The organism is Saccharopolyspora thermophila (assembly GCF_014646075.1).
Classification (GTDB): Bacteria; Actinomycetota; Actinomycetes; order Mycobacteriales; family Pseudonocardiaceae; genus Saccharopolyspora; species Saccharopolyspora thermophila.
Map to the genome: position 1 here is coordinate 179734 of NZ_BMMT01000006.1, position 22127 is coordinate 201860.

Below are 22127 nucleotides of genomic sequence, written 5' to 3' on the forward strand. Positions count from 1 at the left end.
TTCAGATAGCGAACAGTGGTTCCGGCGACCTGTCAAGATGGAGTGGTGAGCACATCACCACTGCGGGTCTACGGCGGGGTGCGGGGCGACGACCGCCAGGCGGAGCGCCGCGCGCAGCTCATCGAGGCCGGCCTGGACCTGCTCGGCGCGGCGGACGGCACCCCGGCGCTGACGGTGCGCGGCGCCTGCCAGCGGGCTGGGCTGGCCACGCGCTACTTCTACGAGAACTTCGCCGACCGCGACGCGCTGGCGGCGGCGGTCTACGACCACGTCGTGGACCACATCGCCACCACGACCCTGGAAGCGGTCAACGGCGCCGCGGACGAGCACGCCAAAATCCGCGCCGGACTGCACAACATCGTGCGCGCCATCGCGGAGGACCCACGGCGCGGTCGGCTGCTGTTCTCGGTGACCCTCACCAGCCCGCTGCTGGCGCAACGGCGCCTGGACTCCTCGCGGCTGTTCGCCGCCCTGCTCGGCGGGCAGGTCCAGGACTTCTACGGCATCCCCGGTAGCACCCGCCTGGAGCTGACCACCCAGTTCATCGTGGGCGGCCTGGCGCAGACCCTCACGGCCTGGCTGGACGGCACGCTGCGGGTCGACGACCGCGAACTCGTCGACCGCTGCACCGAGATCTTCCTGGCCCTGGCCGCCCAGCCGCCGACCTAGTTCCCGTGCGGGTCGAACGCGTTGAGCACCGCCACCACCTGGTCGTAGTTGCCGCTCGCCTCGGCGTGGCGCAGGAACTTGACGTTCTCCACCTGGATCTCCTTCGCGTCGGGCTGCGACTCCAGCAGCGCCACGACCTCGGCCACGAACTCGTTTAGTGGCATCGCGAACTCGCTGCTGTCCTGCCCGGGCAACAGCGAGGTGCGCACGGCCGGCGGCACCAGCTCCACGACCCGCACCGCCGTGTCGGCGAGCTGCAGCCGGATCGACTCGCTGAGCATGTGGATCGCCGCCTTCGACGCGTTGTAGCTCGGGGTGACCTTCAGCGGCACGAACGCCAGTCCCGAGGAGACGGTCATGATCGTGGCGTCCGGCTGCGCCCGCAGGTGCTCGATGAACGCTGCGATCAGCCGGATCGGGCCGAGCACGTTGGTCGTGATCACCGACTCCGCGGACGCCAGGAAGGTCTCCGGCGCGTGCCAGTCCTCGATACGCATGATGCCCGCCATCGCGACCAGCACGTTGAGGTCCGGGTACCTGGACAGCACCTTCTTCGTGGCGGCGCCGATGCTCTCGGCGTCCGTCGTGTCGATGCACACGGTGTCGATGCCGGGGTGCTCCGCGGCGATCTGCTCAAGCAGCGCGGCGCGCCGCCCGCCGACGATGACGGTGTTGCCCCTGCCCTGCAGTTCGAGCGCAAGAGCGAGTCCGATGCCGCTCGTGGCGCCGGGGATGAAAACGGTGTTGCCGGAAATCTTCATACCCCGAGCGTGCGCGGCGGGGCGGCGCACGTGCAGAGAGCGTTCATCGGGGGATCCGCGATCCCTGGTTGGGTCCGGCGCGCGGTCCGATACTGGGCACCATGGATCGTGCAGCGCTCGCGGCCTTCCTGCGCCGCCGCCGGGAGTCCCTGCGACCGGAGGACGTCGGGCTTCCCCGCGGCCCGCGGCGCCGGGCCACCGGGCTCCGGCGGGAGGAGGTCGCGGCGCTGGCCGCGATGTCGACCGACTACTACACGCGGCTGGAACAGCAGCGCGGTCCGCGGCCGAGCGAGCAGATGCTCTCCTCGCTCGCCCGGACGCTGCGGCTGACCGAGGACGAACGCGACTACCTGTTCCAGGTCGCCGGGCGCAACGCCCCCGCCTCCGCGTCGGCCGCGACCCACGTCGCCCCCGCGTTGCTGCGGGTGCTGGACCGGCTCCACGACACCCCGGCGCTGATCCTGTCCAACCTCGGCGAGACGCTCGTGCAGAACCGGATGGCCGAGGCCCTGTTCGGCGACAGGTCCGGCTTCACGGGCCTGGCCCGCAGCGAGATCTACCGCTGGTTCACCGATCCCGCCGAGCGGCTGCGCTACCCGGCCGAGGACCACGACCGGCAGAGCCGGGCCCAGGTCGCGAACCTGCGCGCCGCCTACGGGTCGGCGGAACTGCGGTCGCGGGCCGGTGAGATCGTGCGGGCGCTGCAGGAGAAGAGCGCGGAGTTCGCCGAGCTGTGGGAGCGGCACGAGGTGGCCAAGCGCTTCGCGGACCACAAGACGCTTCTGCACCCCGAGCTCGGCGCCATCGAGGTCGACTGCCAGGTGCTGTTCACCGAGGACCAGTCCCAGGCGCTGCTCGTGCTCACCGCCGACCCGCGCTCGGAGGACTTCCAGAAGCTTCAGCTGCTCGGCGTCCTCGGGCACGAGAGGTTCCGCGCCGACGTGCAGCCCGGCTGACACGGCGGCCCCGGGCTCACCTCGCTGCCCCGGAGCGGTCGATCTCCGCGCGCACCCCCACCAGCCGCACCGGGCGGTCCAGCGGAAAGCGGTCGAGCGCGGTGCGGGCAGCGGCCGCGATGGCCGCCGCGTCGCGGGTCGGCTCCGGCAGGGAGACGCCGTGCGTGCGGGTGGCGAACCGCGAGTCCCGCACCGTGACCACCACGCGGCGGGCCAGGGCCGTCGTCCGCGGCAAGGTCGTCGGCGACGGTCCGCGACAGGCGGGCGATCTCCGCGCGCACCGCCGCGACGTCGTGCAGGTCCCGCTGGAAGGTGACCTCGCGGCCGTGGGAGCGCGCCTGGTACGGCTCGTCGGTGACCGGCGTCGAGTCGTAGCCGTGGGCGAGTGCCACCAGCCACGGCCCGATGTTCGGGCCGAACTCACCGGCGAGGTCGGCCATCGGGGTCGCGGCCAGTTCGCCGACGGTCGCGATACCGCGGGTGGCGAGCTTCTTCGCGGTCTTGGCGCCAACGCCCCACAGCGCGTCGGTGGGCCGGTCCGCCATCACCTCGACCCAGTTCGACACGTCCAGCCGGAAGACCCCGGCGGGTTTGGCCAGGCCGGAGGCGAGTTTCGCGCGCAGCTTGTTGTCGCCGATGCCCACCGAACAGGCCAGGGCCGTGCGCTCCCGGACGTGCTGCTGCACGAAGCGGGCGGTCCGCTCGGCGTCGTCGGTGTCGACGAGCATGAACGCCTCGTCCCACCCGGCCACCTCGACGATGCCGCCGACCTCCCGCAGCGCGGCCATCACGTCCTCGGACGCGGCGAGGTAGGTCTCCCGGTCGGCGGGCAGGAACACCGCCTCCGGGCAGCGGGCGGCAGCGGTGCGCAGCGGCGTACCCGAGCGCACGCCGAACCGCCGCGCCTCGTAGGACGCCCCGGCCACCACGCCCCGCTGCGTCGGATCACCGGAGCCGCCGACCAGCACCGGCCGCCCGCGCAGCTCGGGATGGCGCAGCAGCTCCACGGCGACGATGAACTGGTCCAGATCCACGTGCAGCACGACCCGCTCCACACTGCCCAGCATCGGCGCGATCCGCGAAATCCGCCAGAGCGGCGGGGTGCGCGACACTGGTGGGGTGAGCAAGCGCAGCGCAGGGATCCTGCTGTTCAGGGTGTCCGACACGACGCCGCTGGTCCTGGTGGTGCACCCGGGCGGCCCGTTCTGGAAGAACAAGGACGCGGGCGCCTGGTCGGTGCCGAAGGGCGAGTACGAGCCGGACGAGGACGCGCGCGCCGCCGCGATGCGGGAGTTCGCCGAGGAGACCGGGATGTCCCTGGCCGAGCACGAGCTGATGCCGCTCGGCGAGGTCCGGCAGCGCAACGGCAAGCTGGTGACGGCGTGGGCGGTCGAGGGCGACTTCGACGAGCGGTCGTTACGCAGCAACGAGTTCGAGCTGGAGTGGCCGCCGAGGTCGGGTCGGCGGCAGTCCTTCCCCGAGGTGGACCGGGCGCTGTGGTGCGACGCGGAAACGGCGCGGGAGAAGCTCAACCCGGCCCAGACCGCCTTTGTCGACCGCCTGCTCGAACTCCTGCGCGCCCAGGGCCGAATCCCCTGATCAGTCCACAAAGGACCCCGGATCGGCTCGCCCGTGAAGATCGAGCGGGCAGTCGAGTCGCTGGACGTGGTCGTCCACCAGCCGCGGTGGGGCAGGGACGGCGACCTCGCCGCCCCTGCCGGGCGAGCTGGCTCGGCTCAGTCGTCGATGGACGCCTCGCGGGTCTCGCGGGCGGCCAGCAGCGCGAGCAGCGTGACCACGCCCACCACCGCCAGGTACCCGCCGACCCAGCCCAGCCCGTAGGCGCTGGCCAGCCAGGTCGCGATGTACGGGGCGACGGACGCGCCCAGCAGACTGGCCAGGTTGTAGGACACCGACGCCCCGGTGTAGCGCACCGCGGTCGGGAACAGCTCGGGCAGCATCGCGCCCATCGGACCGAACGTCATGCCCATCAGGGCGAGACCGACCACGAGGAACGACACCGTGGACAGCATCGACCCGGCGCCGAACCACGGACCCAGCAGCAGTCCGAACACGATGATCGCCATCGTGGTGGTGATCAGGGTGGGGCGGCGGCCGTAGCGGTCGGCCAGCCACCCGGCCAGCGGGATGGTCAGGCCGAAGAACACCACGCCGACCAGCAGCATGACCAGGAACTGGGAGCGCTCGAAGCCGAGGCCGTTCTTCGCCGTGCCGTGCGCCAGCGAGAACACCGTCATCAGGTAGAACAGCACGTAGGTGGCCAGCATGATCAACGTGCCGAGCACCAGCGCCTTCAGATCGGTGCGGAACACTTGCGCGAACGGCACCCTGGCCCGCGCGTCGCGCTCCACGACCTTCGCGAACGCCGGGGTCTCGTGCAGGCTCAGCCGGACCCACAGGCCGACGACCACCAGCACCGCCGAGACCAGGAACGGCACCCGCCAGCCCCAGGAGGCGAACGTGGCGTCGTCCATCACCTCGGACAGCACCAGGAACAGCCCGTTGGCGACCAGGAACCCGATCGGCGCGCCCAGCTGCGGGAAGGTGCCGAAGAAGGCCCGCTTGCGGGCGGGCGCGTTCTCGGTGGCCAGCAGCGCCGCGCCGCCCCACTCGCCGCCCAGACCCAGACCCTGGCCGAACCGGCACAACGCCAGCAGCAGCGGCGCGAGGATGCCGATCTGCTCGTAGCCGGGCAGCAGGCCGATGACCACGGTGGAGATGCCCATGGTCAGCAGCGAGGCGACCAGGGTGGACTTGCGGCCGATGCGGTCACCGAAGTGGCCGAACAGTGCGGAGCCGACCGGGCGGGCGACGAAGGCGATGGCGAAGGTCGCCAGCGACTGCAGGGTGGCGGCGGTGGCGTCCCCGGCCGGGAAGAACAGCTGCGGGAACACCAGCACCGCGGCGGTCGCGTACACGTAGAAGTCGTAGAACTCGATCGACGTGCCCACGAGGCTGGCGAGCACGACCTGCCGGGTCGAGTTCCGCGGGGCGGGATCCCCCGATGGTCCGGAACCCCGCACTCCGGGTGCTGGGGCGTGACCGACAGCCATGGCGCCGAAACCTCCTCGGTAACACGAACGGACTACAGCACTCTAACCTGTGATCAACCACGTACCGAGACGCGATTCCCACACAGTGGACCTCCTCGCGGGAGGTAACGCTCGCCGCTCGCCCGTCCGGATGATCATGGCGCCGCGACGTCCGCCGCGCGACGGGAGATCCCTAAACTTGGCTGGTTCCCTTCCGGAGTCGGGCGTCGACGCAGCGTGGTCGAGGAGTGCGCCGTGACAGAACAGGAACGCCCCGAGCCGCTGCGCGGTGAGCAGCTGGCGTTTGTGGGGATGCCGATTGGCGGGATCGGCTGCGGGCAGCTCTACCTCGGCGGTGACGGCCGCCTGTGGCTGTGGGACATCGACAACCGGATCGCTCCGGCCAACATCAACGACCTGCACTACACCCGGCCGCCGCGGCCGAGTTCGCCGTTCGACCACGGTTTCGCGGTCCGCGTCGCCGGCGGCCGCGCCCGCTGGCTGGACGCCCGCGGTTTCCCGGACGTCGCCTTCACCGGCCGGCCGCCCGCCGCCGAGGTCGACTACGCCGACCCGCGCGAGCGGGTGCGGATCCGGCTGCACGCCTGCTCGCCGTTCGTGCCCACCGAGATCGACGAGAGCTCCTACCCGGCGGTCGTGCTGGACTGGACCGCCACCAACACCGGACCGGACACAGTGGACGTCGAGATCGCCGGGTTCCTCACCAACCCGGTGTGCCTGACCAGCCGGCACACCCGGCCGATGCGCCTGCGCGGCGAGGAGTTCGCCCAGCACGGCACCCGCGGCGTGCGGTTCACCGCCGCCGAGGGCACCGTGGCGGGCCCGGCGCGGCCGGACATCGTGCTGGAAGACTGGGAGAAACCCGACTACGCGGGCTGGTCCACCACCGGCGATGCGTTCGGCACGGCACCTGTGCGCACCCTCGACCGCCCGGGCTACCAGGGCGAGGCCGGAGCGTTCGGTACGCGCATGGTGGACTCGCACGCGAGCGCCCCCGGCTCGGATGCGGCGGCGCGGGACCGAGCCACCGGGACGCTGCGCAGCGAACCGTTCCGCATCGAGCGCAACTTCCTGCGGTTCCGCATCAGCGGAGGCCGGTTCCCCGGCACCTGCTGCCTGAACGTGCTGGTCGACGGCGAGGTCGTCGGGAGCGCGACCGGCTCGTTCAGCGACCAGCTGGCCGACCGGGTGCTGTTCCTGGGACCGTGGCGGGGGCGCGAGGCGGTGATCGAGATCGTCGACGCCGAAACCGGACCGTGGGGTCACATCGGCGTCGACCAGATCCGGCTCACCGACCACGCCCCCGCGCAACTCCCGCTGCCGGAACTGCCCGACCACGGCAGCGTGGCGCTGGCCGTGGTCGGCGACCGGGTACGCATCTGCCCGGCCACATCGACGTGGGCGACGCCGGACGAAGTCCTGTCCCCGACGCCGGGTCCTGCCACGGTGAACGGGATCTCCGAGCGCTCCGCCGGGGTGGTGTCCGCCGCGGTGACGCTCCGGCCGGGCCAACAGCGCACCATCCGGTTCGTGCTGGCGTGGTACTTCCCGGTTCCCGACCGCGAGGGACTGGCGTTTTTGGAAGGCAGCCGCGAACTGCTGCGGCACTATGCGACCCGCTTCGCCGACGCACAGGACGTGGCGGTGCACGTGGCGTCCCGTCCCGAGCTGATGGAGCGCACCCGGACGTGGGTGCGGACGTGGTACGAGGACTCGACGGTGCCGCACTGGCTGCTGGAGCGGGTCGCGGCGAACACGGCGACCCTGTCGACGTCGACCTGCTACCGCTTCGCCGACGGCCGCTTCTACGGTTGGGAGGGCGCGTACTGCTGCGCCGGGACCTGCACGCACGTGTGGCACTACGCGCACGCGCTGGCGCGGCTGTTCCCCGAAGTGGAGCGGGACACCCGGGAACGGGTCGACCTCGGCATCGGGTTCCACGCGGCGACCGGGCAGGTGAGCATGCGCGGGGAGGCCGACCGCGGCCCGGCGGTCGACGGGCAGGCGGGCACGATCCTGCGGATCTACCGGGAGCACCAGATGTCCGCGGACTCCGGCTGGTTGCGGCGGGTCTGGCCGCGCACCCGGCGGGCCGTGGAGCACCTGATCACCTCCGATGCCGAACCGGACGGCGTGCTCGACGGGGCGCAGCCGAACACCCAGGACGCCACGTGGTTCGGGCGCAACAGCTGGCTGTCGGGGCTGTACGTGGCGGCGCTGCGGGCGGCGGAGGCCATGGCGGTCGAGGTCGGCGACGACACGTTCGCCCGGCGCTGCGCGGAGTTGGCCGACAGCGGATCACGAACCATCGTGCGCGAGTTGTTCAACGGTGAGTACTTCGTGCACGAGGTCGACCCGGCGCATCCGGGTTCGGTGAACACGAACCGGGGCTGCTTCGCGGACCAGCTGCTCGGCCAGAGCTGGGCCTGGCAGCTGGGTCTGCCCCGCGTCCTGCCGCGGGAGCAGACCCGCACGGCGCTGCGCAGCATCATCCGGTACAACTTCATGCCCCGGCCGCTGGAGTACCGTGAGCAGAGCCCGATCGAGGGCGGCCGGATCTTCTACGACGCCGATCTGCCCGCGCTGGTGATGTGCACGTGGCCACGCGGTGGCGGTGACGAGGTGGGCAAGAACTGGTCGGTCAGCTACTTCAACGAGTCGTGGCACGGCATCGAGTACCAGGTGGCCGCGCACCTGATCGCGGAGGGCATGGTCACCGAGGGCCTGGCGGTGGCCCGCGCGGTGCACGATCGCTATGACCCGCTGCGCCGCAACCCGTACAACGAGATCGAGTGCAGCGACCACTACGCGCGGTCGATGGCCAGCTTCGGCACGTACCTGAGCCTGCTCGGCTACGAGCACCACGCCCCGAAGGGCCACCTGGGTTTCGCCCCGAAACTCCACCCCGAGGACTTCGCGGCGGCTTTCACCACGGCGCAAGCCTGGGGCCGCTACCACCAGCGCCGCACCGAGGCGGAGCGCACGAGCACGATCGACATCCGCCATGGCAGACTGCACCTGCGAACCCTGGCCCTCGACGCCCCCACCGACGACCCGCGAGCCACCCTGGACGGCGAACCGATCGAGGTCCACGCCGTCGCCGAAGCCCCGCGACGCACCCGCCTGGAGTTCCCGGGCGGGCTCACCATCACCGCGGGGCAAATCCTCCACATCGGACTCTGACCGCCGTCATCCCAGGAACCTCATGAGGAATGCGGTCAGGGCGGCGGGATTGTCCTCCTGGACGAGGTGGCCGGCTTCGGGGATCCAGGTGAGGTCGGCGTGCGGGATGCGGCGGGTCAGGTCGCGGGCCCGGTCCTGCGGCAGCCACTCGTCGCGGACGCCCCAGGCGATGCGCACCGGGCAGTCCAGGTCCGCGTAGCGGTCCTCGACCTCGCGGGTGAAGCGTTCGTCGGCCTGGGCGATCTGGCGGTAGAACGCCGGTTGGCCCACCTCGCCCAGCCACGGCTCCACCAGGGCGTCCAGCACCTCGGCGCGCAGTTCCCGGTGCGCCGCCGTCGTGATGTACCGGCGGATGAGGGCTTCGTGCAGTGTCGGCGGCAGCGCGGCGAAAACCGGCGCCTGCTGCTGCACCAGGCGGAAGAACTCCGATCCCCACGGCCGGACGCTGACCGCGTCGACCAGCGCCAGGCGTGCGTAGCGGGCTCCGTCGAGCAGGGCAGCGCGCAGCGCCACCGCACCGCCGACATCGTGCGCGACCACGGCCGGGGCCGACAGGCCCCAATGCCGCAGCAGACCGATGAAGACCTCCTGCTGTGCGGCGAGGGAGACGACCTGGTCGTCGCGCATCTCCGATCGGCCGTAGCCGGGCATGTCCCAGACGAACACCCGGTGCCGCGCAGCGAGCACGGCGGCGACGTCCCGCCAGACGTAGGAGGAGAACGGCGTGCCGTGCAGCAGCACGACGGGATCACCGTCCCCGAGGACGGCCCACCGGACCGTTCCGTGCGGCGACTCGTACCGCTCGGGCACTTCCCATCCCATCATGCCCTCCACTACCGAATCGACGCTGATTCCCGCTACGGAGCACGCCACACATGCGCACCTACCGCAACCGCTGCGGGAAACCCCGGCCGACACCGGCGGCCACCGCCCGGGCCCGGAGCGTGCCCGGGCCCGGGTGCTCCCGATCAGCCGAACTGCCCCGGCTGGTAGTCACCGGCGGGCCGCTGGGCGATGACGTTGAGACGGTTCCAGGTGTTGATGAGGGCGATGAGGGACACCAGTGCGGCCAGTTGGTCCTCGTCGTAGTGCTTGGCCGCGTTCGCCCACGCCTCGTCCGTGACGCCACCGGCCGCGTCGGCGATGCGGGTGCCCTGTTCCGCCAGTTCCAGGGCGGCGCGCTCGGCCTCGGTGAACACCGTGGCCTCCCGCCAGGCCGCGACCAGGTTGAGGCGCACCGCACTTTCCCCGGCGTGCGCGGCGTCCTTGGTGTGCATGTCGATACAGAAGCCGCAGCCGTTGATCTGGCTGGCCCGGATCTCCACCAGGTGCTGCGTCGCGGCCGGCAGCGTCGAGTCCGCCACGGCCTTGCCCGCCGCGACGATGTGCTTCATGACCTTGGCCGCGACCGGGCTGCTCGCGTAGTCGAGACGCGCTTGCATGCTGATCTCCTTGCTGTGTTCGACCCTGACACAGCACTGACGAGTGGGCGCGCAGCGATGTGACCGACCGACGAGCCGAAGGGATGTGACGTGCGCCACCCCGATTCTACCGAACGCGAGGGCGCCTCCGACCACGTGGCCGGAGGCGCCCTTCGCGCACCGGGTCAGACGACGGCTTCGTCCGCGTCGTCCGGGGTGTTCGCCCCGCGGACCGGGAGGGTGGCGAACACCGCCGGCGGTTCCTGCCAGTACCGGGCGTTCGCGCCTTCCTGGATCGCCTTCCAGACCCGCTCCGGCGTGGCGGGCATGTCGATGTGCCGCACCCCGAGGTGGCGCAGCGCGTCGACCACCGCGTTCTGCACCGCGGGCGTCGAGCCGATCGTGGCCGACTCGCCAATCCCCTTGGCGCCCAACGGGTTCCGCGGGCTTGGGGTCTGCGTGTTGAACACCTCCAGGGACGGCAGGTCGGCCGCCGACGGGATGGTGTAGTCGGCGAGGGTGCCGGTCTCCGGGTTGCCCTCGGCGTCGAAGGTCACCTGCTCCCACAGGGCCTGCGCGATGCCCTGGACCGCGCCGCCGTGCTGCTGGCCGCGCACGATCAGCGGATTGAGCACCCGGCCGCAGTCGTCCACCGCGATGTGCCGCACCGGCCGCACCAACCCGGTCTCCACGTCCACCTCGACCACCGACACGTGCGCGCCGAACGGGAACGTCGCGCCGTCCGGCGCGAAGTCGACCTCCGCCGCCAGCCGGTCGCCGTCCTGCGCGGCGGCACGGGCCAGCTCCGCCCAGGGGATCGTCGCGCTCGGCACCCCGGCCACGCCGAGTTCGCCGCTGTCGGTGAGCTCGATGTCGTCCACCGACGCCTCCAGCCGGGCCGCAGCGAGCTCCTTGGCCTGCTGCAGCACCCGCTCCCCGGCCTGCCGGACCGCGCTGCCGCCGAGCTGCAGCGACCGGGACCCGCCGGTACCGAAACCGCGCGGCACCTCGGCGGTGTCGGACTGCACGAACTCGATCGACTCCATCGGGATGCGGAGGGTGTCGGCCACGATCATCGCGAACGACGTGGCGTGGCCCTGGCCGTGCGCGGAGGTGCCCACCTTGATCCGGGCGCCGTGCTCGTGCACCTCCACCTCGGCGTACTCACCGGCGCCACCGCCGGTGATCTCCACGTAGGCGGCGATCCCGATGCCCAGCAGCACCTTCTCACCGGCGGCGATGCGCCGGGCCTGCTCGGCGCGCAGCGCGTCGTAGTCGGCCTGCCGCAGGGCCTCGGTCAGCGGAAGGTCGAAGTTCCCGCTGTCGTAGTGGGCGCCCACCACCGTCTTGTGCGGGAAGACGTCCGGCGGGAGGAAGTTCCGGCGGCGCAGCTCCACCGGGTCCATCTCCAGCTCGGCCGCGGCCAGGTCCATCATGCGCTCCAGCATCGCCGCGGCCTCCGGCCTCCCGGCGCCCCGGAACGCGCCCACCGGAGTGGTGTTGGTCAGCGCCGCCACCGCGTCGTAGCTGATCTTCGGGATCTGGTACACGCCCTGTGCCATCGTCCGCGTCGAGCCGAGCGCCAGCGAGCCGCCGAAGCCCGCGTAGGCGCCGGCGTCGCCGATGACGCGGCAGCGCAGCCCCACGATGGTGCCGTCGCGGCGCAGCCCCAGCTCCGCGTACTGCACCTGCGCGCGGCCGTGCGGCATGGCCTGCATGTTCTCCGAGCGGGTCTCCACCCACCTCACCGGCCGCCCCAGCCGCTGCGCGACCGCGATGGCGACGGCGTACTCCGAAATCAGCCCGGCCTTGCCGCCGAACCCACCGCCGACGTGCGGCGCGATCACCCGCACCCGCTCCGGGTCCAGGCCGAACGCCTTGACCACACCATCCCGCACGCCGTGCGGCATCTGCGTCGACACATGCACGGTGACGTCGTAGTCCTGGTCGGGCCCGCCGGGCTCCACCGCGATCGCGTTGCCCTCCAGCGGCACCACCGCGACGCGCTGGTTCTCGATGCGGGCGCGCACCACCACGTCGGCCCCCTCCAGCACGTCCGCCCCCGCCGGGTCGCGGTACCCGGCGGCGATGTTCGACCCGAGTTCGGGGAACTGCGGTTCGGCGTCGGGCTCCAGCGCCTGCTCCGGGTCGGCGACCGCGGGCAGCGGCTCGTAGTCGACGTCGACCAGTTCCAGCGCGTCGGCGACCGCCGCGGCGCTTTCCCCGACGAGCACGGCCACCGCCTCGCCGACGAACCGGACCCGGTCGGTGGCCAGCGGAGGCCGCGCGCAGCGCGGGTTGACCTCGATGAACGGTGGCGGGATCGGCACGTCCAGCTCGGCCGCGCTGAACGCGGCGACGATGCCCGGCGCGGCGGCGGCCGCGCTGACGTCGACGCTGACGAGCTTGGCGTGCGCCACCGGCGACCGGACGAAACCGAGGTGCAGCACACCCTCCAGCTGGAGGTTGGCGACGTAGGTGCCCCGACCACGGAGCAGTTCCGGGTCCTCGACCCGTTGGACTTCGGTCCCCAGCAATGAACCCACCATGTTGCGAAACCCTATTCGTCGTATGGTCGCCAAGCAGCGACGAAAACCGGCTGCGGAGGCAACGGCGAACGCCCGGCGAAAATTCCCGCGCGTCACGCCGACACCAGGTCCACTCCGGTCACATTGCGCAGGAGGGTTTCCACGTCGGACAGCGGGCGCCGGGGTGCGGCACCGGGCACACCGGCCGCCCGGGGCAGTTCACGGTGCGCGGCACCGAACCGGTGCGCAGCGTTCGGTTCCAGCAGCGGGAGGCACTCGCCCCCGAGCAGTCGCCCGGTCGGCATGCCGGGCTCAGGTCCGTTGTGGTCGGCGACCACCGGTGCACGTGGGAGTTCCCATCACCTCAGTGCCCATGGTGGACGGCTCGCCGTGGCCGGGGTCCCCGCGCCGGAGCCGAGGCCACCCCGCAGAGGATCAGGAAACCCAGCACCGCCAGTCCGGCGTGCAGGAAGTTCTCGGCCGGGTCCAGGGAGAGCACGGTCCTGCTCTCACCCACGGTGCTTTCCGCGGTGCCGTAGAGGAACAGCAGGATTCCGCCGACCATCTGCGCCGCAGCGAACGCGGCAGTGCTCCACCGCCACCAGGACGCGACCACCGCCAGCACGCCCCAGCCCAGCAGCAGGCTGCTGTGCGCCGCGTTGAACTGGAAGATCCACAGCGCCGGGTAGTCGCCCGACGTCTGCCACCCGCCGCTGACCAACCCGGCCAGGCCGAGCACCACCAGCACCAGCCCCTGCGCGACCAGCACGACCTGCCACGCGGCTGCCCCGCGAGTCCGCGTCGCCATCATCGGCCACCTCCGCCCCGGGAGTGCCCGGCACCCACCGGTCGAAAACACCACGGTGCGAACACCACGGCGCGTTGGCCCGCACGGGGCGCGGCTGTACTTCTCACGACCACTCGACTGCTTCAGGCAGATGACACCTCGCCGGAGGGCTCGCGCACCTCCGCCCCGCACCGGTGCGCGCGGCGGTCGGCCTGAGCACGGGGGGCGATCGGCGACCGCATCTCGTTTCGGCCGTTGACCGGGTCCGTTCGCAACGGTAGCTTTCACATCCACACGTCGTATTTCACATATGTGAAAATTCCGGGACGCACAAAGGAGTGCCCGATGGGAACACCCGTCGCGACCGGTGACGATCCGTACGTTCTCACCGCGGACGGCATCAAGGAGCCTCCGCGGGGCTGGAAGGCCAGCCTTCGATACCTCGGCCCCGGCTTGATCGTCAGCGCCTCCATCGTCGGCTCCGGTGAGCTCATCGCCACCACGGCACTCGGCGCGCAGGTCGGCTTCGCCCTGCTGTGGATGGTCATCCTCTCCACCGCCGTCAAGGTCGCGGTGCAGGCCGAATTGGCCCGCTGGACCATCATCACCGGCAAACCCGCGCTGACCGGGTTCAACCAGGTCCCTCCGCGCCTCGGCCGGGTCGGCTGGATCAACCTGCTGTGGATGCTGATGGCGCTGTCCAAACTGCTGCAGGTGGGCGGCATCGTCGGCGGCACCGCGGTCGCGCTGAGCATGCTCGTGCCGGTCGGCGACGACCCGCTCGGCTCCACCTCGCTGACGGTGTGGACGGTCATCGTCGTGGTCGGCAGCATCGCGCTGCTCTACACCAGCAGCTACAGCCTGATCGAGCGCGGTGCGTTCGCTCTGGTCGCGGTGTTCTCGGTGGCCACCGTGGTGATCGCCCTGGGCCTGCCGTTCACCCCGTTCGGCTACGGCGGCGGCGACCTGCTCAGCGGGCTCACCTTCACCATTCCGGCCGGGGCGATCGGGGCCGCGGTCGCCATGTTCGGCATCACCGGTGTCGGCGCCGACGAGATCACCTTCTACACCTACTGGTGCGTCGAGAAGGGCTACGCGCGGTGGGTCGGCCCCAACGACGGCAGCGAGGAGTGGCACCGCCGTGCCCGGGGCTGGATCAAGGTGATGTACAAGGACATCTTCCTGTCCTGGGTCATCTACACCTTCAGCACGCTGGCCTTCTTCATCATGGGCGCGGCCGTGCTGAACCCGCAGGGCCTGGTGCTCGAGGGCAACGAGATGATCACCACGCTGTCGCAGATGTACACCGACGTCATCGGCGAGTGGGCGGCCGCCGCGTTTTTGATCGGCGCGATCGCGGTACTCGGCTCCACCCTGTGGGCGTCGATTCCCAGCTGGGCCCGGATGTACACCAACGTCCTGGCCGAACTGGGCGTGGTGGACTGGAAGAACGCCGCCTCCCGGCAGAAGTGGATCCGCGGCTTCACGGTGGGCCTGCCGCTGCTGTGGGGCGCGGCCTACCTGTTCATCAACTCGCCGGTGATCATGGTGCAGATTGGCGGCATCATGACCGGGATCTTCCTGCCCGCCGTCGTGGTCGCGACGTGGTACCTGCGCAACACCCAGGTGGACCGGCGACTGCACGGCTCCCGGTCGTTCAACGCACTGCTGGTGATCAGCAGCATCGCCATCAGCCTGCTGGGCCTCTACAGCCTGCTGAACGTCTTCGGCGTCGAGTTCGGCTGACCGCGGCCAGGCGCCGGGGCACCGCGGACCGGGTGGCCGGTGGCGCCCGCGCCTGTGTGCCGAAATTCGCTGGACGGACGACGATAATCGGGATCGGGTCCTCTCCTGGACAATCGCGGCGGTCGATGTGGACGATTCCGTCGCCATGCGCCTGCTGCGCGAGTACACCGACGACGTGGCCAGCCGCTACTACGGCCGCCCCGCCACCGAAGCCGAGATCGACTCGGCGATCGCCGACGCCCCCAACCGAGCACTGGTTCGAGAAGGCTTTGTAGTCCGGAACCGCAGCGCGGGGGAAGCGGCCGTGAATCCATACGTTCCGGACTGCGGAATCGGGCTGCCGCGTCCCGGAGCCGGTGGGCATCGCGTCCGCCGCCGCGGCGCTCTACGGTGGTAGGCGAACGACCGCGGCGAGCAGGTGGGACGACATGGCGGAAGCGCAGCGCAGACTGGTGGTGATCCGGCACGCGAAGTCCGCGCGGCCGGCGGACGTCGAGGACTTCGACCGGCCGCTGGCGGACCGTGGCCGCCGCGACGCGCCCGTCGTCGGCCGGTGGCTGCGCAAGCACAGCGTGCCGGTCGAACTGGTGCTGTGCTCACCGGCCCGCCGCACCCGGGAGACCTGGGAACTGGTGGCCCCGGAGATCCCGGTCCGGCCAACGGTCCGCTACGACGACCGGCTCTACGCCGCCTCGGCGAGCCAACTGCTGGACGTGATCCGCGAACTCCCGCCCCTGGTGATGACGGCGGCGCTCATCGGCCACAACCCGGGCCTGGAAGACCTGGTCCACCTGCTGACCGGCAAGCCGGCTGAGCTCAAGACCGCGGCGATCGCGATGCTGAGCACCCACGCGCCCTGGTCCGAAGCGGGCGAGCACTGGGCCGGTGCCCCCGCCTGCGCGATAGCCCGCGGCTGATGCCCAGCGAGGCGACCGGGCGAGGCATTGCGCACGCCGCGGTCGACCGCACCGGACCCGACAGACGCGGCAGTCTGGGAGCCGAGCGATGAGTTTCACGCTGCCTGCTGGTCACCATCGAAAAGACATGCAGACCGGAGGTTGACGAAGTGACCAATAGTGCATCCGAGAGCCGACCAGACGCCACCGAACCTGTCCTGATGACGATCCAGCCATCGATCACCGCGACCATCCGCCGCGTCATCTCGACGACCGATCTGGCGCAGTTCTTCGACACCTCGTTCCGCACGCTGCAAGAGACGATCTCTGCCCAGGAAATCGGCATCGTCGGATCCGCGTTCTGCCTTTACCACGGACCTGTCGCGAAAACCGTCGATCTCGAGGTCGGATTCCCCACGGACCGTGCGATCCGTCATGCCGGCGATGCGTCCGCCGGCTCCCTGCCCGGCGGACGCATCGCCCGACTCATGCACTGCGGTGGGTTCGACGGGCTCGCCGCGTCCTGGGCACGCCTGAACACCTGGGTCCACGACCAGGGACTCGATGCAGGAACGACGAGGTGGGAGGTCTACCTGACGAAACCCACACCCGACATGGATCCCCGCGACCTACGTACCGAACTCAACCTGACCCTCGCGAGCTGACGTCGGTCGTGCGTGTCAGCCCTGGGGGTCTGGCTCGCCTCGTCGACGGCCGCCTCGCCCGGAGTGGCCGCACTCGAAAACCGACACGAAGCCGTTATCGGAAATCCATTGTGGAATTTTTGTTTCTCTGATATACTGCGAGGTGTTGGTTGTATCGTGGCGCTCGATCCTGTTCTTTTCGAGCGGAGGGAACCGCCACTCGTGTGCTACGACGCCACCGCCCTGCCACCGATCGAGGACACCCCGCTGACCCGCGCGACCACGGCGCAGCTGGTGCTCACCTCCGCGGACGGCACCGGATTCGCCGTTCATTCCGCCGTACCGGGGCGGTCGCGCGGTGTCGGAGTCGTGGTCCTGCCGGACAACCGCGGGCTGTCCGACTTCTACGCCCAGCTCGTGCAACGGCTCGCGGAGCAGGGATTCGCCGCCGTCGCGCTCGACTACTACGGCCGCACCGCGGGGATCTCGCACGCGCAGCGCCCACACTTCGCCGACATGGCCGTGCTGCTGCCCCACCTGATGAAGCTCACCAGGGAAACCCTGCACGCCGACATCACCGCGGGAATCGAGCACCTGCGCTCCGGCGGCTGCACCTCGGTCGTCTCGCTGGGATTCTGCTTCGGCGGCCGGTTGGCGTTCCAGACGGCGATGCCGAAGTTCGGCCTGGCCGCCGCGATCGGCTTCTACGGCGTGACCGACCCGATCGGCGACGCGCCCGGGCCGACGCAGCTGGCCGCCGAGCTGCAAGCCCCGATCCTGGGGCTGTTCGGCGGCGCGGACGAGCACATCCCCGCCAGCATGGTGGCGGCGTTCGAGGCGGCGCTGACCGCGCACGGCGTGCCGCACGAGATCGTCACGTATCCCGGCGCGCCGCACGGCTTCTTTGACACGCACCAGCACGAGCACGCCGAGGCGGCGGCAGACGCGTGGCGCCGGGTACTCGCCGTGCTGCGGGACGTCGCGGGAAACTCGCGGCCGTACTTCGCCACCTGACGGCTGATCGCCGAGGTGGCAACGTACAGCCGTTCGGTCCACGCCACCTCCGGGAAGCAGCAGCCCCGACCGCACCGCATCCGCCACTCGCCGCCTCCTCCCTTCGGCCGCGGCCTACTCCGCCGCGACCCGCGGCGGCGTCCAGTCGCTGACGTGCTGGAACGTGCGGATCGCCAGCCGCTGGGGCAGCAGCCGCGCCCCGAGGTCTCGCGCGGCGACGGCGGCGGGGTTGGCCAGGTACGGGCCGAAGCGCCCAGCCAGATAGGAGGCGCGCGCGACGAGTCGGGTGCGCCGGCGGCGTTCGGCGTCGTAGCGCGCGAGGGCGGTCGGCACGTCGTGGTGCGCCGCGCAGGCGGCGACCAGCACCGCAGCGTCCTCCAGCGCCTGGCAGCCGCCCTGGCCGAGGCTCGGCGTCATCGCGTGCGCGGCGTCGCCGAGCAGCGCCACGTTTCCATCCACATAGGAATCCGGTCGTCCCGGGAGGTGGTGTATGTCGTGGCGCAGCACCGCTTCCCGTGGGGTTCGGGCGATCAGCTCGGTGATCGACGGGTGCCACGAAGCCAGGTGGCGCAGGAGATGGGCGTGCTCGTCGGGGTTGCGTTCGCCGGCCGGGGCGCGCGCCGCGAAGAACCAGTAGGTCCGCCCGTCCACCAGCGGGATTTCGCCGAACTCGGCTCCGCGCCCCCAGGTCATCACGATGTCGGTCCCGCGGCGGTGGTCCGCGATCGCCCGCCAGGCGGTAAGACCGGCGTAGCGCGGCCGCGGTGCGCGCGGCCAGTACTGCGCGCGCACCCGGCTGTTGATGCCGTCCGCTCCGACGACCAGGTCGGCGGGCGGCAGGTCCAACCCCGGCACGGAGCCGTCCCGGCCAATCCCGCGCACCCGCAGACCCGCGTGCAGCGCGTCCGCAGGCAAGGCGTCCAGCAACAGCTGGTGCAGCTGGGCTCGGTGGACCGGGAGCACCGGTCCACCGAGCAACCGCTTGATCCGGGCACCGTCCAGCGTGGTGAGCCACCGGCCATCGGCCGCGCAGAGCCGGGCGGACAGTCGCGCGCTGCCGAGGTCACGCACCCCGTCGCCGAACCCGAGCGCGTCCAGGGCACGCACCGCGTTGGGCCACAACGTGATCCCCGCGCCGATCGCGCCGAACTCGGGGGCCTGCTCCAGCACCGAAACCCGCCAGCCGATCCGGTGCAGACCGACCGCCGTGGCCAGCCCGCCGATCCCGCCACCGACCACCACCGCGTGCCGCATCCCGCCCTCCTCTACACCTGTAGCGGACTCTACGACTCGATCGCCGGGTACCACCGCGAGGACCCGCCCGCGGTGCACGAGCTGACGACCGGGACCTTTACCCGTTGTCTTCCTTACTGTTTCCGGCTGCGCAATGCCTGCTACGTCGGGGCGCTGCCCGCGCGGGCCGGTCTGTGGTGACAAGCACGGCGCCCGCGGACTAGCATCAGTTCACCAGATGGGGCAGCGGATCTTCGAGCACATCCTCCGGGTGGCGTCGGGTGAGCGGACCAAGAGCGAGGAACTCGGTTACGGCGAAGAGGAGTTCGTCCCCTGACAGCTGTCCACAGTGCTCTGACGCACGACCCCGGATGCGGTCCGGGAGGACCTGTCGCCACCCCTGCGAGGAGTCCGATGCGTGACCTGACCATTCCCTTTGTCGAGCTGCGCGGCAGCGCGCGCGAGCGCGGCCGCCAGCACGGCGAGTTCGCGCGCGGCCAGATCGGCAGCGCGCTGGCGTTCTACGCCGATGCGATCGGCACCGCGACCGGCTTGTGCTGGCCGCAGGTCACCGAGCGCGTGGCCGGGCTGCTCGAACCCTGCCGCCGCTTCGCGCCCGATCTGGTCGAGGAGATGACCGGCATCGCCGAGGGCGCGGGCGTCGAGCTGACCGACATCCTGGCGCTCAACGCGCGCGGTGAACTCGTCCGCGACCGCCTGCCCGCCGACGAGGACCTCGACTCCGACGGCTGCTCGTCGTTCGCGCTGCTGGCCGAGGCGACCGGCGACGGGCACGTGTACTGCGGGCAGAACTGGGACTGGCGGTGCGGCATCAGCGACACGATCGTCGTGGTCCGCATCGTGCAGCCGCCCAAACCGACAGTGCTGATGCACCTGGAGGCCGGACAGGTCGGCCGCCAGGGCGCCAATTCGGCGGGCCTGGCGCTCAACGCCAACGGACTCGGCGGCCGCTTCGTCACCACGCGGGGCTTGCCGCAGCCGCTGATCCGCCGCAAGGTCCTCGACGCCGCGACCGTGTACGAGGCGCTGGACGTGCTCAGCCGCGCCGACCAGCAGATCGCCAGCAACGCCCTGCTGACGCACCGGGACGGGTTCGCCATCGACGTCGAGACGACCCCCGGCGCGCACGGCTGGATGTACCCCGAGGGCGGAATCCTGGTGCATGGCAACCACTACCAGGCGTTCGTCCCGCCGCAGCTGGCCGCCGACTACCGCCCGCGGCCGGTGGACTCGCTGTACCGCGTGCCGCGGATCAGCGCGGCGCTGCGCCGCGCTCGCGAAGCCACCACCAGCGAAGCCGTGCGCCAGGTCATCCGGGAAGCCTTCGCCGACCACTTCGGCTACCCCGCCGCGGTGTGTACCCACCCCGACGAGCGCGTCGCCGAGGTGCGCCGCTGGTCGACGGTGCTGCACAACTGCATCGACCTCACCACGGGTGAGTACCGCGTGACCGCGGGCAATCCGTGCACCGAGGAGTACCAGCTCCTGCCATGGAACCTCCACGACGGCCCAGGAGCACCCGCGACGGGGTGACGGCACGCGAGGAAGATCGCCGGATGGAGTGATCGCGTGCGGTTCCGGCTCGCGGATCTCGTCGGCGTAATTTCGGTGGACACGCCCGGTAATCTCACTGCATGGGACGAGATGAACGTGGTGTGACGCCACAGAGCGCGGACTTCTCCGCCTGGTACAACGAAGTGGTCGTCAAGGCCGAGCTGGTCGATCGCGGACCGGCGCGGGGCACCATGGTCATCCGACCGTACGGCTACCGGATCTGGGAGCTGCTCCAGGCGGAGCTCGACCAGCGCATCAAGAGCACCGGCCACCACAACGCCTACTTCCCGCTGCTGATCCCGGAGAGCTACCTGCGGCGCGAGGCCGAGCACGTCGAGGGCTTCTCGCCCGAGCTGGCGGCCGTGACGCACGCCGGCGGCAAGGCGTTGGACGAGCCGCTGGTCGTCCGCCCGACCTCGGAGACCGTCATCGGCGAGATGATGGCCAAGTGGATCTCCTCCCACCGGGACCTGCCGTTGCTGCTCAACCAGTGGGCCAACGTGGTCCGCTGGGAACTGCGGCCCCGAATGTTCTTGCGCACCAGCGAGTTTCTGTGGCAGGAGGGCCACACCGCGCACGCCGATGCCGCCAACGCGATGGACGAGACCATGCTCGCCCTGGACATCTACACCGAGGTGGCGCGGGAGATCGCCGCGATCCCGGTGGTCGCGGGCGAGAAGACGCCGGGCGAACGGTTCGCGGGCGCGGTGCGCACGTTCACCATCGAGGCCATGATGCGCGACGGCCGGGCGCTGCAGGCCGGAACGGCGCATTACATGGGCGAGAACGTCGCGCGTGCGTTCGCCATCCGCTACGCCACCGAATCGGGCGAACTCGCGTATGCGCACACCACGTCGTGGGGCATGAGTACCCGCATGCTGGGTGGTGTGATCATGACCCACGGCGATGATCGCGGCTTGGTGCTGCCGCCGCGCCTGGCGCCGCACCAGGTGGTGATCGTGCCGATCGGTCGTGGCGAGCAGGGGGACCGGGCGCGGTGGGCGGCCCAGGAGTTGAGCGATCGGCTGCGGGCGGCGGCGGTGCGCGCGCATGTCGATGACCGGACCGAGCATTCCCCGGGGTTCAAGTTCAACCAGTGGGAACTGCGAGGTGTGCCTGTTCGGCTGGAGCTGGGACCCCGCGACCTTGCCGTCGGGGTCGTCACCGTGGCACGGCGTCTCGGAGAGGGCAAGGAACAACTTCCGCTGGACTCGGTGCCCCAGGCCGTGCCGGGCATGCTCGAGGACTTCCAGGCGCTTCTGCTGCGCCGGGCCGCCGAGTTCCGCGACGCGCACACCGCGGTGGTTGATGACTGGGCGGCGTTCTCGGCCGCGGTCGGTGTTGGTTGGGCGGCCGCATTCCACTGCGGCACTGTCGGGTGCGAAGCGGAGATCAAGAAGGACACGGCCGCGACACCACGATGCGTTCCCCTTGCTGCCCCGGAAGAATCCGGACAGTGTGTCCGTTGTGGTCTTCCAGGAGACTACGGAAGGCGGGTGTTGTTCGGCCGCGCGTACTAGGCGACGGCGAGACCGACGGCGAGCGCTGGCAGGCTTTGCGCGGCGGCGATCCGACAGCGTTGCCCTGGATCGCCGACTCGCTGCAAGCCCTGCGCTGCACTCCCTGTCCGCGAAGAGACC

At 71.0% G+C, this 22127-nt stretch carries 20 protein-coding genes and 1 pseudogene; 12 read left to right on the forward strand and 9 right to left on the reverse strand.

All coding sequences use genetic code 11. From position 1 onward, the window contains the following. Positions 1-45: 45 nt before the first annotated feature. A complete protein-coding gene (locus IEY17_RS11080) occupies positions 46-669 on the forward strand; it encodes a TetR/AcrR family transcriptional regulator (protein WP_188987247.1) in 624 nt (207 codons plus the stop codon). Here IEY17_RS11080 and IEY17_RS11085 read toward each other — a convergent pair. After that, positions 666-1430 (reverse strand): SDR family oxidoreductase, encoded by a 765-nt coding sequence (locus tag IEY17_RS11085; protein WP_188987248.1) that lies wholly within the window; start codon positions 1428-1430, stop codon positions 666-668. The genes IEY17_RS11080 and IEY17_RS11085 overlap by 4 nt on opposite strands. Before the next feature lie 101 nt (positions 1431-1531). Here IEY17_RS11085 and IEY17_RS11090 point away from each other — a divergent pair, with 101 nt between their 5' ends. Then, complete coding sequence (locus IEY17_RS11090; RefSeq protein WP_188987249.1) at positions 1532-2386, forward strand: helix-turn-helix transcriptional regulator; 855 nt, start codon at positions 1532-1534, stop codon at positions 2384-2386. Between the two features lie 16 nt (positions 2387-2402). Here the strand turns inward: IEY17_RS11090 and IEY17_RS11095 are convergent. Continuing rightward, positions 2403-3453: pseudogene (locus tag IEY17_RS11095) on the reverse strand (DNA polymerase IV). Positions 3454-3505: 52 nt separating this feature from the next. Here IEY17_RS11095 and IEY17_RS11100 point away from each other — a divergent pair. Further along, positions 3506-3985 (forward strand): NUDIX hydrolase, encoded by a 480-nt coding sequence (locus tag IEY17_RS11100; protein WP_188987250.1) that lies wholly within the window; start codon positions 3506-3508, stop codon positions 3983-3985. 137 nt (positions 3986-4122) lie between these two features. On the opposite strand, the gene IEY17_RS11105 is transcribed toward IEY17_RS11100, so the two are convergent. After that, a complete protein-coding gene (locus tag IEY17_RS11105; protein ID WP_188987251.1) occupies positions 4123-5460 on the reverse strand; it encodes an MFS transporter in 1338 nt (445 codons plus the stop codon). Between the two features lie 234 nt (positions 5461-5694). Here IEY17_RS11105 and IEY17_RS11110 point away from each other — a divergent pair, with 234 nt between their 5' ends. Then, on the forward strand, positions 5695-8643 hold the full coding sequence (locus IEY17_RS11110) for a GH116 family glycosyl hydrolase (protein WP_188987252.1): 2949 nt from the start codon (positions 5695-5697) through the stop codon (positions 8641-8643). 6 nt (positions 8644-8649) lie between these two features. Here the strand turns inward: IEY17_RS11110 and IEY17_RS11115 are convergent, their stop codons facing one another. The 5 genes from IEY17_RS11115 to IEY17_RS11135 all read right to left on the reverse strand — a co-directional run bounded on the left by IEY17_RS11115 (position 8650) and on the right by IEY17_RS11135 (position 13400). Beyond that, positions 8650-9465 carry an alpha/beta fold hydrolase gene (locus tag IEY17_RS11115; protein ID WP_188987253.1) on the reverse strand — a complete coding sequence of 272 codons (816 nt, stop codon included), beginning with the start codon at positions 9463-9465 and terminating at the stop codon, positions 8650-8652. A 146-nt stretch (positions 9466-9611) separates the two neighbouring features. After that, positions 9612-10085, reverse strand: a complete 474-nt coding sequence (locus IEY17_RS11120) for a carboxymuconolactone decarboxylase family protein (RefSeq protein WP_188987254.1) — start codon at positions 10083-10085, stop codon at positions 9612-9614. A 164-nt stretch (positions 10086-10249) separates the two neighbouring features. After that, positions 10250-12613 (reverse strand): xanthine dehydrogenase family protein molybdopterin-binding subunit, encoded by a 2364-nt coding sequence (locus IEY17_RS11125; RefSeq protein WP_188987255.1) that lies wholly within the window; start codon positions 12611-12613, stop codon positions 10250-10252. A gap of 92 nt (positions 12614-12705) precedes the next feature. Next, entirely contained in the window at positions 12706-12897 is a 192-nt protein-coding gene (locus IEY17_RS11130) for a hypothetical protein (protein ID WP_188987256.1), read from the reverse strand. A 59-nt stretch (positions 12898-12956) separates the two neighbouring features. Continuing rightward, positions 12957-13400: a DUF4383 domain-containing protein gene (locus IEY17_RS11135; protein ID WP_188987257.1), complete on the reverse strand. Its 444-nt coding sequence runs from the start codon at positions 13398-13400 to the stop codon at positions 12957-12959. Between the two features lie 324 nt (positions 13401-13724). Between IEY17_RS11135 and IEY17_RS11140 the strand changes: the two genes are divergently transcribed. From IEY17_RS11140 to IEY17_RS11160, 5 genes are all read left to right on the forward strand, one after another. Then, the gene (locus tag IEY17_RS11140; protein ID WP_188987258.1) at positions 13725-15125 is read left to right on the forward strand and encodes an Nramp family divalent metal transporter; all 1401 of its coding nucleotides are present in this window, start codon (positions 13725-13727) and stop codon (positions 15123-15125) included. Between the two features lie 127 nt (positions 15126-15252). Then, positions 15253-15522 carry a hypothetical protein gene (locus IEY17_RS26065; protein WP_373289868.1) on the forward strand — a complete coding sequence of 90 codons (270 nt, stop codon included), beginning with the start codon at positions 15253-15255 and terminating at the stop codon, positions 15520-15522. A 31-nt stretch (positions 15523-15553) separates the two neighbouring features. Next, the gene (locus IEY17_RS11150; RefSeq protein ID WP_188987259.1) at positions 15554-16042 is read left to right on the forward strand and encodes a SixA phosphatase family protein; all 489 of its coding nucleotides are present in this window, start codon (positions 15554-15556) and stop codon (positions 16040-16042) included. A gap of 200 nt (positions 16043-16242) precedes the next feature. Beyond that, entirely contained in the window at positions 16243-16686 is a 444-nt protein-coding gene (locus IEY17_RS11155) for a GyrI-like domain-containing protein (protein WP_188987260.1), read from the forward strand. A 156-nt stretch (positions 16687-16842) separates the two neighbouring features. Beyond that, the gene (locus tag IEY17_RS11160; protein WP_229680036.1) at positions 16843-17679 is read left to right on the forward strand and encodes a dienelactone hydrolase family protein; all 837 of its coding nucleotides are present in this window, start codon (positions 16843-16845) and stop codon (positions 17677-17679) included. 114 nt (positions 17680-17793) lie between these two features. Here IEY17_RS11160 and IEY17_RS11165 read toward each other — a convergent pair whose 3' ends face one another. Continuing rightward, the gene (locus IEY17_RS11165; protein WP_188987261.1) at positions 17794-18933 is read right to left on the reverse strand and encodes an FAD-dependent monooxygenase; all 1140 of its coding nucleotides are present in this window, start codon (positions 18931-18933) and stop codon (positions 17794-17796) included. A gap of 217 nt (positions 18934-19150) precedes the next feature. On the opposite strand from IEY17_RS11165, the gene IEY17_RS26070 reads away from it, so the two are divergent. From IEY17_RS26070 to proS, 3 genes are all read left to right on the forward strand, one after another. Further along, the gene (locus IEY17_RS26070; protein WP_229680037.1) at positions 19151-19249 is read left to right on the forward strand and encodes a UxaA family hydrolase; all 99 of its coding nucleotides are present in this window, start codon (positions 19151-19153) and stop codon (positions 19247-19249) included. A gap of 77 nt (positions 19250-19326) precedes the next feature. Continuing rightward, positions 19327-20466: a C45 family autoproteolytic acyltransferase/hydrolase gene (locus IEY17_RS11180; RefSeq protein WP_188987262.1), complete on the forward strand. Its 1140-nt coding sequence runs from the start codon at positions 19327-19329 to the stop codon at positions 20464-20466. A 101-nt stretch (positions 20467-20567) separates the two neighbouring features. Continuing rightward, a complete protein-coding gene (proS, locus tag IEY17_RS11185) occupies positions 20568-22007 on the forward strand; it encodes a proline--tRNA ligase (RefSeq protein ID WP_188987263.1) in 1440 nt (479 codons plus the stop codon). The last annotated feature ends 120 nt before the right edge of the window (positions 22008-22127 follow it).

Bases quoted from the DNA above. Each gene is read 5' to 3' on its own strand.
- IEY17_RS11180 (WP_188987262.1), top strand. From the start codon at position 19,327: ATGCGTGACCTGACCATTCCCTTTGTCGAGCTGCGCGGCAGCGCGCGC.
- IEY17_RS11130 (WP_188987256.1), bottom strand. From the start codon at position 12,897: ATGCCGACCGGGCGACTGCTCGGGGGCGAGTGCCTCCCGCTGCTGGAA.
- IEY17_RS11115 (WP_188987253.1), bottom strand. From the start codon at position 9,465: ATGGGATGGGAAGTGCCCGAGCGGTACGAGTCGCCGCACGGAACGGTC.
- IEY17_RS11105 (WP_188987251.1), bottom strand. From the start codon at position 5,460: ATGGCTGTCGGTCACGCCCCAGCACCCGGAGTGCGGGGTTCCGGACCA.
- IEY17_RS11165 (WP_188987261.1), bottom strand. From the start codon at position 18,933: ATGCGGCACGCGGTGGTGGTCGGTGGCGGGATCGGCGGGCTGGCCACG.
- IEY17_RS26070 (WP_229680037.1), top strand. From the start codon at position 19,151: ATGGGGCAGCGGATCTTCGAGCACATCCTCCGGGTGGCGTCGGGTGAG.
- IEY17_RS11140 (WP_188987258.1), top strand. From the start codon at position 13,725: ATGGGAACACCCGTCGCGACCGGTGACGATCCGTACGTTCTCACCGCG.
- IEY17_RS11125 (WP_188987255.1), bottom strand. From the start codon at position 12,613: ATGGTGGGTTCATTGCTGGGGACCGAAGTCCAACGGGTCGAGGACCCG.
- proS (WP_188987263.1), top strand. From the start codon at position 20,568: ATGGGACGAGATGAACGTGGTGTGACGCCACAGAGCGCGGACTTCTCC.
- IEY17_RS11090 (WP_188987249.1), top strand. From the start codon at position 1,532: ATGGATCGTGCAGCGCTCGCGGCCTTCCTGCGCCGCCGCCGGGAGTCC.
- IEY17_RS11085 (WP_188987248.1), bottom strand. From the start codon at position 1,430: ATGAAGATTTCCGGCAACACCGTTTTCATCCCCGGCGCCACGAGCGGC.
- IEY17_RS11150 (WP_188987259.1), top strand. From the start codon at position 15,554: ATGGCGGAAGCGCAGCGCAGACTGGTGGTGATCCGGCACGCGAAGTCC.
- IEY17_RS11155 (WP_188987260.1), top strand. From the start codon at position 16,243: ATGACGATCCAGCCATCGATCACCGCGACCATCCGCCGCGTCATCTCG.
- IEY17_RS11120 (WP_188987254.1), bottom strand. From the start codon at position 10,085: ATGCAAGCGCGTCTCGACTACGCGAGCAGCCCGGTCGCGGCCAAGGTC.
- IEY17_RS11135 (WP_188987257.1), bottom strand. From the start codon at position 13,400: ATGGCGACGCGGACTCGCGGGGCAGCCGCGTGGCAGGTCGTGCTGGTC.